The 14,019-nt window shown below is 49.9% G+C and carries 15 protein-coding genes; all 15 read left to right on the plus strand.

Annotated features, from left to right (window positions below; genetic code table 11):
* The first annotated feature begins 163 nt into the window (after positions 1-163).
* The 15 genes from mraZ to pgeF all read left to right on the plus strand — a co-directional run bounded on the left by mraZ (position 164) and on the right by pgeF (position 13,981).
* On the plus strand, positions 164-601 hold the full coding sequence (mraZ, locus tag ACR6HW_RS17720) for a division/cell wall cluster transcriptional repressor MraZ (protein ID WP_455729003.1): 438 nt from the start codon (positions 164-166) through the stop codon (positions 599-601).
* A gap of 11 nt (positions 602-612) precedes the next feature.
* Positions 613-1,545, plus strand: a complete 933-nt coding sequence (gene rsmH, locus ACR6HW_RS17725) for a 16S rRNA (cytosine(1402)-N(4))-methyltransferase RsmH (RefSeq protein WP_455729004.1) — start codon at positions 613-615, stop codon at positions 1,543-1,545.
* A 15-nt stretch (positions 1,546-1,560) separates the two neighbouring features.
* Positions 1,561-2,082 (plus strand): cell division protein FtsL, encoded by a 522-nt coding sequence (locus ACR6HW_RS17730; RefSeq protein ID WP_455729005.1) that lies wholly within the window; start codon positions 1,561-1,563, stop codon positions 2,080-2,082.
* Between the two features lie 115 nt (positions 2,083-2,197).
* Positions 2,198-4,144 (plus strand): penicillin-binding transpeptidase domain-containing protein, encoded by a 1,947-nt coding sequence (locus tag ACR6HW_RS17735; protein WP_455729006.1) that lies wholly within the window; start codon positions 2,198-2,200, stop codon positions 4,142-4,144.
* A gap of 12 nt (positions 4,145-4,156) precedes the next feature.
* Complete coding sequence (gene mraY, locus ACR6HW_RS17740; RefSeq protein WP_455729007.1) at positions 4,157-5,104, plus strand: phospho-N-acetylmuramoyl-pentapeptide-transferase; 948 nt, start codon at positions 4,157-4,159, stop codon at positions 5,102-5,104.
* Between the two features lie 9 nt (positions 5,105-5,113).
* Entirely contained in the window at positions 5,114-6,469 is a 1,356-nt protein-coding gene (gene murD / locus ACR6HW_RS17745) for a UDP-N-acetylmuramoyl-L-alanine--D-glutamate ligase (RefSeq protein WP_455729008.1), read from the plus strand.
* A 2-nt stretch (positions 6,470-6,471) separates the two neighbouring features.
* Positions 6,472-7,572, plus strand: a complete 1,101-nt coding sequence (gene ftsW / locus ACR6HW_RS17750) for a putative lipid II flippase FtsW (RefSeq protein ID WP_455729009.1) — start codon at positions 6,472-6,474, stop codon at positions 7,570-7,572.
* A gap of 1 nt (position 7,573) precedes the next feature.
* Complete coding sequence (gene murG, locus ACR6HW_RS17755; protein WP_455729010.1) at positions 7,574-8,689, plus strand: undecaprenyldiphospho-muramoylpentapeptide beta-N-acetylglucosaminyltransferase; 1,116 nt, start codon at positions 7,574-7,576, stop codon at positions 8,687-8,689.
* A 12-nt stretch (positions 8,690-8,701) separates the two neighbouring features.
* The gene (locus tag ACR6HW_RS17760; protein WP_455729011.1) at positions 8,702-9,421 is read left to right on the plus strand and encodes a cell division protein FtsQ/DivIB; all 720 of its coding nucleotides are present in this window, start codon (positions 8,702-8,704) and stop codon (positions 9,419-9,421) included.
* A gap of 2 nt (positions 9,422-9,423) precedes the next feature.
* Positions 9,424-10,137: a DUF881 domain-containing protein gene (locus ACR6HW_RS17765; RefSeq protein ID WP_455729012.1), complete on the plus strand. Its 714-nt coding sequence runs from the start codon at positions 9,424-9,426 to the stop codon at positions 10,135-10,137.
* Between the two features lie 10 nt (positions 10,138-10,147).
* Positions 10,148-10,834, plus strand: coding sequence for a DUF881 domain-containing protein (locus ACR6HW_RS17770; RefSeq protein ID WP_455729013.1), 687 nt, complete (start codon positions 10,148-10,150; stop codon positions 10,832-10,834).
* 15 nt (positions 10,835-10,849) lie between these two features.
* Positions 10,850-11,239 (plus strand): small basic family protein, encoded by a 390-nt coding sequence (locus tag ACR6HW_RS17775; protein WP_455729014.1) that lies wholly within the window; start codon positions 10,850-10,852, stop codon positions 11,237-11,239.
* A 174-nt stretch (positions 11,240-11,413) separates the two neighbouring features.
* Positions 11,414-12,502, plus strand: a complete 1,089-nt coding sequence (ftsZ, locus tag ACR6HW_RS17780) for a cell division protein FtsZ (RefSeq protein ID WP_455729015.1) — start codon at positions 11,414-11,416, stop codon at positions 12,500-12,502.
* A gap of 121 nt (positions 12,503-12,623) precedes the next feature.
* Positions 12,624-13,091, plus strand: coding sequence for a transcriptional regulator NrdR (nrdR, locus tag ACR6HW_RS17785; protein ID WP_455729016.1), 468 nt, complete (start codon positions 12,624-12,626; stop codon positions 13,089-13,091).
* Positions 13,092-13,144: 53 nt separating this feature from the next.
* Entirely contained in the window at positions 13,145-13,981 is an 837-nt protein-coding gene (gene pgeF, locus ACR6HW_RS17790) for a peptidoglycan editing factor PgeF (protein WP_455729017.1), read from the plus strand.
* Positions 13,982-14,019 lie beyond the last annotated feature (38 nt).

The following is a 14,019-nucleotide window of genomic DNA, read 5'->3' on the forward strand; positions in this document are numbered from 1 at the left end:
CCGATGCTGTTAACGCTAACGGAAAAGGCTAAAAGCGTGTAATTCCTAGGAAGGACACGCTTTTTTTATTGCATTTATTTAAAAAAAAGTTTAAAATAGTACCATGCAGTGGTATAAAGTGTCATGAAGTGGGATAAAAGACCATAGGCGATAGGTGGCTGATATGTTTACAGGTGAGCACAAACACAATGTAGATGCGAAAAATAGACTCAGCATCCCTGCGAAGTTCAGAGAAAAGCTGGGCAGCAGCTTCTATATTACCAAGGGGCTCGACCACTGTCTCTTTGTTTTTTCTGAAGAAGAGTGGGGCGTGTTTGTCTCAAAACTGAAAGCACTGCCGCTTTCCAACCAAACTGCAAGAGCGTTTGCAAGGACGTTTTTTTCCGGGGCGACAGAAGTCGAACTGGACAAACAGGGGCGTATTGTACTTCCGCAAAACCTTAGAACGCACGCTTTTATTGAAAAAGAAGTGTACGTCAACGGCGCCGGCGCCAGAGTGGAAATCTGGGATGCGGCGAAGTGGGAGGCTTACAACACAATGATGACCGGGGATATGGACGCCCTTGCCAAAGATATGGAATCGCTGGGCATCAGTTTTTAAAGGAGTAGCAAATGACATTTAAGCACGTCAGTGTTTTACTAGAAGAATGTTTAGAAGGTCTTAATATAAAGCCGGACGGCGTGTATGTCGACGGGACGATGGGCGGTGCAGGCCATACGGGCGAGATATTGAAGCGCGTGCCCGAAGGGCTGGTTATCGGCATCGACCAAGATACCGATGCCATAGCGGCGGCGACGAACCGACTGGAGGCCATCGGTGGCAACTATAAAATTGCACACAGCAACTTTTCGGGAATCAAAGCGGTTTTAAGGGACTTAGAAGTGCCTAAAATAGATGGTTTACTGCTCGATCTCGGCGTTTCCTCTTATCAGCTTGACAAAGCTGAGCGCGGTTTTTCTTATATGCACAATGGCGAACTGGATATGCGGATGGATCGCGACAGCGATTTCTCAGCCTACGATGTCGTCAACACGTATTCGAAAGAAGAACTGACAGACATCATTCGCCGATACGGTGAAGAAAAATGGGCGGCGCGCATTGCCGACTTTATTGTGAAAGGCAGAGCGGAAAAGCCTCTGAAAACCACCTATGAGCTGGTAGACGTCATTAAAGCGGCGATTCCGGCAAAGGCTCGAAAAGACGGGCCGCATCCGGCAAAGCGTACTTTTCAGGCCATACGCATAGAGGTCAACGCAGAGCTGAAGATTATAGAGGCGACTGTTAGAGACGCCGTAGACTGTTTAAACAGCGGCGGCAGAGTGGCGATAATCACGTTTCACTCGCTGGAAGACCGCATTGTTAAAGAAACGTTTAGAGACCTTGCCAAAGGCTGCATTTGCCCGCCGGAGTTTCCCGTGTGCATCTGCGACAACAAGCCCAAGGGCAAAGTTATTACGCGAAAACCGATTCTCCCAAGTGAAGCGGAACTGGAGGTCAATCCGAGATCCAGAAGCGCCAAGCTGAGGGTGTTCGAAAAACTATAGAAAAGGAGGTGTCCCATGTCTCAAGCGGCAAGACAGTACGATTGGGATGAACAGGATTTAAAGCAGTTCAACCAAAGTCAGACAGAAAAGATCATATCTATTCGCAAAGAGCGTTTGGCACGGGAACAGGTTAAGCGAGCCAACAGAAGCAAAATCAAAATGCATCTGTGTACACTAACCATTGTACTCGCATTCGCCTTTGTAGTGGGACACGTCATTTATCAGAATTCCATCATCAACGAAGCAAAATACGATATCTTTAATTTAAAATCAGAAATCAAAACATTGACGGCTAAGACCGAAGAACTTCAAGTCAAGATAGAGGAACAGACGGACCTCAGCACCATCGAGCAGATTGCGACTGAGAAATTAGGCATGCAGTACCCGACGAAGGAACAGACAGTCTATATTGACGAACAGTACCGCTATACGGTGAAAGAAATACCGGAGAGCGCGCCTGTCGCAGCACTTGAAGAAACAAAGTCTTCCGGCATCGCCGGCATCATCGGCGCCATTGTTTCTGGATTGTTTGACTAATAAACCTGCATTCAGCAGGTTTTTTTCATATAAGCACCCGTTAAAAAAGATTCACTCGTTCTTTTAAACCAAATGGGTTATAATAGTCTCTGTACTGAAAATCGTGGAGGTTTTTATGTTGAAGTTGAGAAACAGAGTCGTGGTTTTGTTTGTATTGCTCTGTGTGATGATGTCGGCAATGGTGGTGCGGCTCGGGTATATCCACATTATCTGGGCAGACGAACTCGCCGAACACGCTAAAAAGCAGCAGAACAAGGCAATTCCCATAAGGGCCAAGCGCGGAGACATCGTCGACCGAAACGGCAACAAACTGGCGTTTAGCGTCAGTACGTACACCGTGTGGGCGCATACAAAAGAAATCACTTTGCCACAGGAAACCGCTGAGCTCTTGGCGGCGACCATTGACGTGGACGCAACAGAAGTTGCGACTAAAATAAAAGAAAAGAAAACCAGCATCGTCAAAGTGGCGTCTGGTATTACCAAAACAGACGCCGACCTCGTTCGAGGCAAGGGCATCCGAGGCCTGTCCATAGAAGAAGAGACAAAGCGCATCTACCCGTACGGCGATTTGGCAGCTCATGTCATCGGGAACGTCTACGCCGACCAAAACGGCTTTTTGGGTCTAGAGTTCTTCTACAACGATATGTTGAGCGGCGTGCCTGGTGTCAACTACGTCACCACAGATGTCTACGGCCGTCAGCTGGCGCACGGTACTGAAGAAACCGTCCCACCGACCAACGGCACCGACTTGATGCTGACCATCGACAACACCATACAGTATTTTGTCGAGCAGCGGCTCAAAGAGGCGGCAGAAGTCTACGAACCCAAATCGGCGAGCGCCATCATTATGGATCCGAGAAACGGCGAAATCGTCGCCATGGCGTCTTACCCGTCGTTTAATCTCAACGACATCAGAACGCCGCGCGAAGGGGACGAGGCCGCATGGGAAAAGCTCACAGTGGACGAGCGCTCAGAGTACCTCAACAACATGTGGCGGAACCACATGATCAGCGACATCTACGAACCGGGTTCCGTCATGAAAGTTTTAACGGCGGCTATTGCCATAGAAGAAGGGCTCGTCGGCGTAAACGACCGCTTTTTCTGCAACGGCTACAAAGTCGTCGACGGCGTGAAGCTCAAGTGTTCCAGCTACGATAGAGGGGGGCATGGCGACCAGAACTTTATGGAGGCCTTTGCCAACTCCTGTAACCCGGCGTTTATAGAAATCGCCCAAAAAATCGGCCCTGAGACGTACTACGCTTATTACGACAAACTCGGAATTCCCGGAAAGACCGGCATCGATTTGCCGTCTGAAGGGGCAGGATTGCTCATTGATAAAGACGCCATCACCAACGTCGACTTCGCCACCATGTCCTATGGGCACGGGACGAGTTTGACCATGGTACAAGTGGCCAACTTGGTGTCCACGCTGGTGCACAACGGGGACATCATCGCACCGCATGTGGTGAAAGGGTATTACAAAGACGGCGCACCGCTGAGCACGTATCAGCCACAAGTTGTGAAAAGTGTCTTCTCTGGGGAGACCGTCAAATTGATTCGCACCTTTATGACGGCGGCAGTGGACAAAAGTTACAAACGCACCGTTAAAGTGCCGGGGCTCTCAGTAGGCGGCAAGACAGGGACCAGCACGAAAATCGTCGACGGAAAGTACAACAACGAGTACGTCATCGCTTCCTTTGCAGGGGCTTTTCCAATGGAAGACCCCGAATACGTTATCTACGTCACTGTGGACGAACCGAAAAAAGATTATTTTGGCTCTATTGTCGCCGCACCAATTGGCAGAAGTATTATCGACGATATTCTCAGGTACAAAAACATCGTGCCGGAGGTTTCCGATATAAAAACCGTTAAAGTACCGGATTTAAAAGGGCTGTCGCTGAAAGAAGCGGTGGCAAAACTCGAAGCGCTCGGCTTGAACTACGCCACAGACCCATTGATTGTGGAAGAGGGCGTCGCCTACAACGTTATCGACCAATATCCGAAGGCCGATATTGCCGTCGACAAGGGCACGAGCATCATTTTATCATTAGAAGAAGAATAAAGGGGAAGTTTTATGCAGTTAATTGCCGTATTTTTTGTCGTCAGTTTGTTATCGAGCCTGTTTTTAGGGCCTGTTGTCATACCGCGTTTAAGAAAGCTCAAAGTGGGGCAGAGCATACGAGAAGAGGGACCCAGCGCCCACCTCGCCAAAGGCGGTACGCCGATTATGGGCGGTTTTATCTTTGTTATCGCTTTTTTGGCGCCCATTTGCTTGACGCTGAATTTCGATCATTACGCGTTGATGCTCGTCGTCGCCGCCACACTGGGATACGGCGCCATCGGCTTTTCAGACGACTACATCAAAGTGGTTAAGAAGCACAACCTCGGTCTCAAGGCCAAACAAAAGTTTTTAATGCAGTTTGCCGTTAGCGCCGTCTTCGTCGCCTTGCTTTCCCGCCTGTCCACGGAAGTGTATATTCCCTTTGTGGAAGCGCCAGTGGATCTAGGGCTCTTGTTCTACCCGGTGATGTTTTTTATACTCGTCGGCGTGGACAACGCAGTGAACCTTACAGACGGCCTCGACGGCCTCGCCGCCAGTGTGACCATCTTTGTGGCACTGGGGTACGCACTCATTGCCTATATGCAGGAAAATACAGTGCTCGTCGCGGCAAATGTCGGGATGATCGGCGCCCTTATCGGCTATCTCAAATACAACTGGCATCCGGCCAAAGTCTTTATGGGAGATACGGGGTCGCTGGCGCTTGGCGGGTATGTGGTCATGATGGCCTGCGTTCTCCGGATTCCGTTTTACCTGCCGATTATCGGCTTCGTCTACTTTGTCGAAACCCTCTCCGTCATTATTCAAGTGGCGGTGTACAAGCGCACGAAAAAGCGCGTCTTTAAAATGGCGCCGCTTCACCACCACTTTGAACTGTGTGGATGGCGAGAAAAGAAAGTAGTTATCACATTTAGTGCCGTGACGCTTTTGCTCAGCATGGTGACGGTTTGGCTCTACAGTTAGGAGGACAGTGTGACATTAGAAAATAAACGCGTATTGGTCGTCGGCCTCGCAAGGTCCGGCGTCGCGGCGCTTAAAGTGCTAAAAGAAAAAGGGGCTTATGTTATCGCAAACGATTCAAAAGACGCAGAGGCACTGGGCGACATCTACGATGAGATCACCCTATACGCCGACGCGTTGCTTCTCGGGGAAGTGCCGACGGCGTGGCAGGACATCGACCTCGTGGTTCTCAGCCCGGGGGTGCCGACGGATTTGCCGTTTTTAAGAGAAGCTGCGCTTCAAGGCGTGTCCGTTATCGGCGAGGTTGAGTTGGCGTACCGATTGTCCACCGGTCGTTTTATAGGCATTACAGGAACCAACGGCAAAACCACCACAACGGCATTGGCCGGCGAGATCTTCAAGCGGGCTTCTGATGCGGTTGAGGTGGTGGGCAACATCGGCTTACCGGTGATTAGCAGAGTGACTGAAGTGCCTGAAGGTACTACATTTGTCACAGAACTCAGCAGTTTTCAGCTGGAAAGTGTCGAATCGTTCAGACCCGATGTGGCGGCGATTCTCAATATAACGCCGGATCATTTAAACCGGCACAAAACCATGACGGCTTATCAAAAAGCCAAATGCCAAATCTTTAAAAACCAACGGGTGAACGATGTGCTCGTTCTCAACTACGATGACGAACGCTGTTTGGAAATCGCCAAGACGGCGCCGTCGCGCATTCGATTTTTCAGCCGAAAAGAAGCGCTGGAAAACGGCGCCTTTATAGAAGGTGGGCAGCTCGTCTTGCGCGATGGAGAAAAGACCTACGCGCTCTGTGCGGTAGACGAACTGAACATCGTCGGCGAACACAACGTGGAAAACGCACTGGCTGCGGCGCTTATCGCTTACAGCGCCGGGATAGAAATCACGCATATTCGCGCCGGTCTCAAGGCGTTTAAAGGGGTCAGACACCGATTTGAGTACGTGGGCACCGTCGACGACCGCGTCTTTTACAACGATTCAAAAGCCACCAATCCGGACGCGGCGATTTGCGCCGTCAAAGCGACGCCAAAACGCACACATCTCATAGCAGGTGGTATGGATAAGGGCAGCAATTTCAGCACGTGGATACAAATGTTCGACGGAAAAATCAAGTCCCTAGTGGTGTTGGGCGAGACCAAGCACACCATAAAAGAAACGGCGGAAAAACTGGGCTTTGATGCGGTTTACCTCGTGGACGATATGGCGGGCGCCGTCCAGAAGGCCTATGAGCTTTCGGCACCGGGCGATACCATTCTGTTGTCGCCGGCGTGTGCAAGTTGGGACATGTACAAGGACTTTGAAGCGCGCGGCGACGATTTCGTCCATTGCGTCGAAGCACTGAGAGGCTAGCGATGAAAGCCGGCAGGATTGATTACGGGATTTTAATACTGACGCTGCTCCTCGTGTCCTTTGGGATTCTCATGGTGTTCAGTTCCAGCTACTACGCGGCACTTGACCTTATGCAAAACAAGATGCACTTTTTCGTGAGGGAAGTGCGTTGGGTGGCGGCGGGCATTGTGGTGATGCTCATCGCCTCGATGTTCCCCTATTGGTGGTATAAAAAACTGGCGGTGCCGCTGTTTGTCGTCAGCTTGGTTCTGCTGGTTTACGTTATTTTTAGGGGCACGGCCATCAAAGGCGCCAGTCGGTGGATTTACATCAACGGTCAGGGGTTTATGCCCGCCGAAATTTCCAAAGTGGCCTCTATTTTATTTTTCGCCTATGCGCTGGAAAAGAACCGAGACAGACTGAACAAACTCGGTGTTTTGGCGGTGTATTTCACCTTGATTGCGGTGCAATTTTTGTTAATTATGAAACAGCCCAACATGAGTACGGCGACGATTATCGTGGGCATTACAGCTGTGATGCTCTTTGTGGCGGGGCTGCAATGGCGCTATGTCTTCGGCGCACTTATAGGGGGGACGGGGGTTTTCTGGATTTTTGTCAAAAGCGAGGCCTACCGAATGCGGCGCTGGCTGTCGTTTATGGACCCCTTTGCCTACAAAACCGATGAGTCGTGGCAGGTCATCCAGTCGCTTTACGCACTGGGAAGCGGCGGCATCACCGGCGTCGGTGTCGGCTTGAGTACGCAGAACAAACTCTACATCCCGGAGCCGCAAAACGACTTTATTTTGGCGACTATTGGCGAAGAACTCGGTCTCATCGGCATGATCGGCCTGTTAATCGTCTTTTTGCTTTTGATATACAGATGTGTTAAAATCGCTCTAAACGCGCCGGATACCTTTAGTTTGCTCGTCGCCAGTGGCATTATCGCCATGGTGAGTTTGCAGACGCTAATGAATTACGCCGTTGCCACTTCGTCAATGCCGGCAACTGGCGTGACGTTGCCGTTTATCAGTTACGGCGGCACGAGTCTCATTATCCTCATGGGCGTTATGGGCATTATGCTCAATATTTCTAAATACACGATAAAGAACGAAGATGGAGATTAAGATGAAAGTACTGTTGACAGGTGGCGGCACCGGCGGGCACATATACCCGGCGCTCGCAATTGCAGAACGCTTGAAAAAAGAAAAAGGCAAGATGGCACTGCTGTACGTGGGGTCGAAAGACACGATGGAAAAGGATATCGTGCCGGCTAAGGGGCTGGACTACCGCGCTATTGATACGGCGCCTCTAAATAAGAAACTTAGTCTCAAAGTCTTTTCGAGTTTGATTCAAAACATCAAAGGCTTTTTCCAAATACGCAAGATTCTCAAAGAATTTGCGCCGGATGTCGTGGTGGGCACCGGCGGGTATATATCGGGAACCGTGGTTTTTGCCGCTGCACTCAAGGGCATTCCCACGTGTATACACGAGCAAAACGCCATTCCCGGAATGACGAACAAGTGGTTGAGCAAAGTGTGCGATTCTGTGATGCTGACGTTTAACGAGGCGGCGGCGCACTTTGGCAAACCGGAAAAGATGCTCTACACGGGGCTGCCCGTCCTGTCGGCGTTTTTCGACGCAGACAAACAGGCATCCAGAAAGAAACTGGGCATTTCGGAAGAGGTGTTTATGGTGCTCTCCGTAGGGGGGAGCAACGGCGCCCTTCACTTAAACGACTATTTGATTAACGCCTATTCGAAAATGGCGCCGGAAGACGACATGGTGTTTTACCATGTGACGGGTAAGCGCTACTATCCCTATGTCAAAGCGCATATAGAAAAGGGCGAGTGGCAGTGTGGTGCCAATACGACGGTACTGGATTACATCGACGACATGCCGGCGTATCTGGCGGCGGCGGACCTCGTCATCTCTAGAGCCGGTGCTTCCACACTTAACGAAATTATCGCTTCGGCGACGCCGTCGGTGATTATTCCGTCGCCAAATGTCGCCAACAACCACCAGTTTCACAACGCCAAAGTCATTGACAAATACGGTATGGGCGTCGTTATAGAGGAAAAGGATCTCTCTAATGAACTGATTGTCCACACCATTCAGGACCTTCATAAGTCGCCTTCAAAGCTTGAAATTATGCAGGAGAACTGCCACAGAATGGATATGCGGCAGTCGATAGAAGCCATTGCCCAAAACGTCGTCACACTGGGCAAACGCAAGAAAAAATAACAGAGGTGACCGATGCTTAAGTTTTTAAAAAGACTCATTCTCTTCGCGTGTATTGTGGCGCTGGGGTACGGCGCCTACGTGGTGTACACGCAGACCACTTTGTTTAAAATAACGAGCATCACTTTTACAGCACACGAAACCATGGATCTCAAAACGATTGAACAGTATGCTCAACTGAAGAAAGGGAACTACTACTTGACGGTCAACGCCGGTCTCATAGAAGAGAAATTGAGGGCGCATCCCTATGTTCAGGCCGTGGAAGTGAAAAAGACATTTCCCAACAAGGTACATCTCGACATCGCCTACAGGACGCACGATTTCAATCTGTACTATTCCGACATCGTTTTGTCGCTGGACGAACACCTCGTCGTCTTGGGGGTTTTGGACGAACCCAAAGACGGGTATACAGTGGAGGGCTTTTCGTTTGACAGCTATTCGGTGGGGATGCCGGTTCAAGTTGAGAAGCGCTACGTCCTGGAAAACATCGTCATGCTAATCGACCTGATGGAAGCGAGCAAGGTGGAGGCGGATAAGACGATTTTGTACAAGGACGACTCCATCGTCGTCACCATTGGCGAGATGAAAGTGCGGTTTGGCATCGGCGACAATCTCGAAAACAAGTACAATGCCTTTATCAACATCTTTGAAGCGCTGAAGCGCGACGGCATTACCAGTGGCACCATCGATGTCAGTAGCGATGGTCTGCCTGTGTTTAGACCGTTTGGAGAGTGATTATGATTAAAAAAGACTATTGGTGGATTGGCATCGCCTCTATTGTTCTAGGCGTGCTCATCGCCTTTCAGATGAAATTTGTACAGAGGACTTATCTCGACGGACAGACGCCTTCTCAAAAGACTGCGGCGCTGGTGACAGAACTCGGTGCCGTTAAGGCGGACCGAGAAGCGCTTCAGGAAGAACTGGATCACCTTAAGATGCAGTTGGATGAAATACAAGTATCTGCGTCTGAAGAGAGCATTATCGTCAAAAACCTCACTGATGAACTCAACCGGTACAAAGTCTTTGCCGGTATGACCAAAGTCGAGGGCGGCGGGGTACTCCTCAGTGTGGACAACCCGCCGGTGGACTTAAACCTCAGTCTCGAAAAGAACATCGCCTACGATTACAAGTTGCTCCTCGAAGTGATGAACGAGCTCAATTCGGCCGGGGCAGAGGCAATCAGTATCAATGAACAGCGCTTTGTGAACAGTTCAGAAGTGCGCCTCGCTGGCAATCAAGTCAATGTCAACGGTGTGCCGCTGTCACCGCCTTTTATCATCAAGGCCATCGGCGACGCGAAAACGTTAGAAGGGGCTCTAAACCTCCGGTTCGGCGTCGTGCAAACGGTGCGCGAACAGGGGTACTACATCGAGATGAAACAGGTGGACACACTGGAAATTCCCGCTTTTAACGGCAGCGTTAAAATGAGGTATGCCACACCGGTCAAGTAGGGGGAGACCTATGACAAAGAAACAGACCCAGACCGTGCTCGGCCTTTTGCTCGGGCTGTTTGTCGCCCTTCAAGTGAAAGCCGTCAATTCCGGTCAAAAATACCTTTCTATGAAAGATATGTACGCCTTGAGTGCAGAACTGGAGAGCACCAAGCGCGAACTCGAACAGTTGACGGAAAAGAAAGCGGATTTAACCGACGAAATCAGCGCCTACACCACGGCTAAAGAAGATGAGCGCGTGGACTACGAACAGTTCTTAAAGGACGAAATCCAATGGCTGAAAGCGGCTTCCGGCTTTGAACCCCTAGCGGGTCCCGGTGTGGTCGTCATCGTACAAGACGGCTCCCGAGCGCTTTCGGAGTTCGAGGACCCCAACAATTTAATCGTTCACGATTTGGACATTCGCTCAATGGTGGACGACCTCAGAAATGCCGGAGCGGAGGCGATTGCCATTAACGGCGAGCGGATTTTGTTCAACAAGACCAAAATCGTCTGCACGGGGCCGACGATTCAGATTAACGACAAGGCGTTTGCGCCGCCTTATGTGATTCAGGCCATTGGCGACAAAGACTTTTTAAGTGCTGCAGTCAATGCGCCGGGAAGCTTTGGTGACGACCTTAGAAAATGGGGCGTCTTCGTCGAAGTAAACACATCGGTGCACGTGGAAATTCCCGCTTATGAAGCGTCTATATTTTAAAGAGGAAGTGACTGTATGATTATTGCGATTCTCGGCATTGCCGTGGGCATTCTACTGGGCCTATACTTGCCTTTTGAACTGTCCACCATTTCATCGCTCTACCTTTCTGTAGGGCTTTTAGCGGCAATAGATTCCATTATCGGCGCGTTGAAGGCGACACTTCAAGACCGTTTCGATCCGGTGATCTTTATCAGCGGTTTCGTCGTCAACGCATTGCTCGCCATAGGCCTGTCGTATTTGGGCGATAAACTGGGGGTACCCATCTATTACGCGGCGATTTTTGTATTCGGTACGCGCCTGTTTAACAACATCGGGAGCATACGCCATTACACCATCGACCGATACCGTCAGAGACATTTGCACGAAAATGACACAAAAAAAGGTGAAAATCCGCAAAAAAAATGACTTTTCCTAAAAAAAATATTCCAAAATAATAGAAAAAAGTATATACTATATCTAGTAGAATTAGTGCTAGAATCAACAATACATGTTGCGAAATAGAGAAGCTATTACAGACAAATGCGTTGCGAACAGAAGATATTTCACCTGAAGCAAAATTTCGGGATAAGGAGGATTTAAATGTTAGAATTTGATGTTGCTGTAGAAGAATTTGCCCAGCTTAAAGTTATAGGTGTTGGGGGAGGCGGTAACAATGCTGTTAACCGTATGATTAAATCCAATTTAACAGGCGTCCAGTTTATAGCGCTCAATACAGATAAGCAGGCGCTTTACAGCTCTGCTGCAGAATACAAGTTGCAAATTGGCGAGAAGTTGACCAGAGGTCTCGGTGCCGGTGCCAATCCCGAAGTAGGTAAAAAAGCTGCTGAAGAGAGCAGAGACGACATCTTTCAGGCGTTGCAAGGCGCCGATATGGTGTTTATCACTGCCGGCATGGGCGGCGGTACGGGAACCGGTGCGGCACCTGTTGTGGCCGAAGTGGCGAAGGAAATGGGCATCTTGACAGTGGGTGTCGTGACCAAGCCGTTTTCATTTGAAGGCAAACGCCGTATGAAGCATGCCGAAGAGGGCATTGAAGAACTGAAAAAACGCGTGGATACGCTGATTACGATTCCAAACGACCGACTTCTCGAAATCGTGGAGAAGCGGACGTCTATTTTGGATGCGTTTACAATTGCCGACGACGTCCTCAGACAAGGGGTTCAAGGGATTTCCAACACCATTACGGAAACGGGTCTCATCAATGTGGACTTCGCCGACGTCAAGACGATTATGTTCGAACAGGGACTGGCGCACATGGGCATCGGCGCATCGAGCGGCGATGACAGAGCGATTGAAGCGACCAATCAGGCCATCCACAGTCCGCTTCTCGAAACGTCTATCAGAGGTTCAAAGGGGATTCTCCTCAATATCCGCGGCGGCAAATCGCTGGGGATGATGGAGATTCAACAAGCGGCTGACCTCGTCTACCAAGAGGCGGATCCAGAGGCGAACATCATTATGGGTGCGGTAATCGACGAGTCCCTTAAGGACGAAATCACCGTTACCGTTATCGCAACGGGCTTTGAATCCTACAAAGGGGAAATTCAAACGCCTGAAGAAAAGAAAGCGGTTAAGCCTGAAGAAAAACAAGCTGTTCAGCAAGTGGAAGCAGAGCAAATTGAAGAAGAGACGTTTGACATCCCGACGTTTTTGAGAAAGAAGAGATAGAGGCACTCGTGTTCTGTAGCGTTGAGATTTAATTAGATGAGCCGTTTTTTTAATGATGAACGCTACTACAGGACACTGGGGTTAAAGGTCACCCTATGAGCTCGCAAAGAGAGGTGAAGAGATGAAGTGTCCATATTGTAGCAGTCTCGAGTCGAAAGTTGTCGATTCGAGACCCACAGATGATGGTCATGTCATAAGACGAAGAAGAGAATGTATTATCTGCAAGCAACGCTTCACCACTTATGAAAAGGTGGAAGAAGTGCCGATTATTATCGTGAAAAAAGATGGCAATCGCGAGTCTTATAACCGCATGAAGATCTTAAACGGCATTATCAGGGCCTGTGAAAAACGCCCGGTGTCTATGGAGCAAATGGAAAAGCTCATCGATAAAATAGAAACACGGCTTCACAGCTCTATGGAAAAGGAAATACAGTCCGAGTGGATTGGCGAGTTGGTCATGGCCGGGCTCAAAGATTTGGACGAAGTCGCTTACGTCAGGTTTGCATCGGTGTACCGACAGTTCAAAGACATCAACACGTTTATTACAGAGTTGACGAAACTCTTAAATGAAAAATCACAAGAATCGTAAATCCAGGTGAGATTTTCTTTCCTGGATTCTTTTATAGGGAAAAGAGGTGTCCAGTGAATCAGTTTAAAGCCTTTTTAGAACACGGCGTTCCCCACGCGATGACCACGCGTCTCGGTGGGGTGAGCACCGGGTACTTCGGTGAAATGAACACGGGCTTTTTTGGAGAAGACCGCTACGAAACCGTTCTTGAAAACATGCGCCGCGTGGTGGACGCTTTAGGGCATCCCATTGCGGCGATTTTTGCAACGGTACAGGTGCACGGCACGCGTATCGCCTGTGTCGACGATAAGGCGCTCTGGGAGACGTACAAGCAGTTTCCCACACAGGGGACGGCACTTGACGGTATCGCGCTCTATGCCATCCCAGCGTGTGACGGCATGGTGACCACACGTGACGACGTCCTTTTAATGACGTTTTATGCCGATTGCGTCCCACTTATCGCTTACGATGTGAAAACAGGTGCTGTGGGAAACATGCACGCAGGTTGGCGCGGTACTGCAAACAAGGCGGCGGTGAAGTTGGTTGAACGCCTCACAGAACTCTACGGGACAGCGCCGAAGGACCTGCAGGTGGCTATTGGCCAAAGTGCCGGACCCTGCTGTTACGAAGTCGATCAAAAGGTCTACGAAGCCTTTTCAGTGCACTATGCACAGACGGCGCTGGACGCCGTGTTTAAGGCCGGTGCGCCGGGGCATTACGACTTAGATCTCAAATGGGCGCATCGCCTGTGCTTTTTAGAAGCCGGCGTGCCGGAAAAAGCCATCGACATCGAGCCGGACTGTACGATTTGTACGCAATCCGACGGCGTCTACCGTTACCATTCCCACAGGCGCAGCGGTGGAAAACGCGGTTCGATGAGCGCTTTTATCGGAACGGCGATTCACCGGTAAAAAAACGTTGCCAATTCGCCTGAACTGTAATATAATTG

Source organism: Fusibacter sp. JL298sf-3, assembly GCF_053842995.1.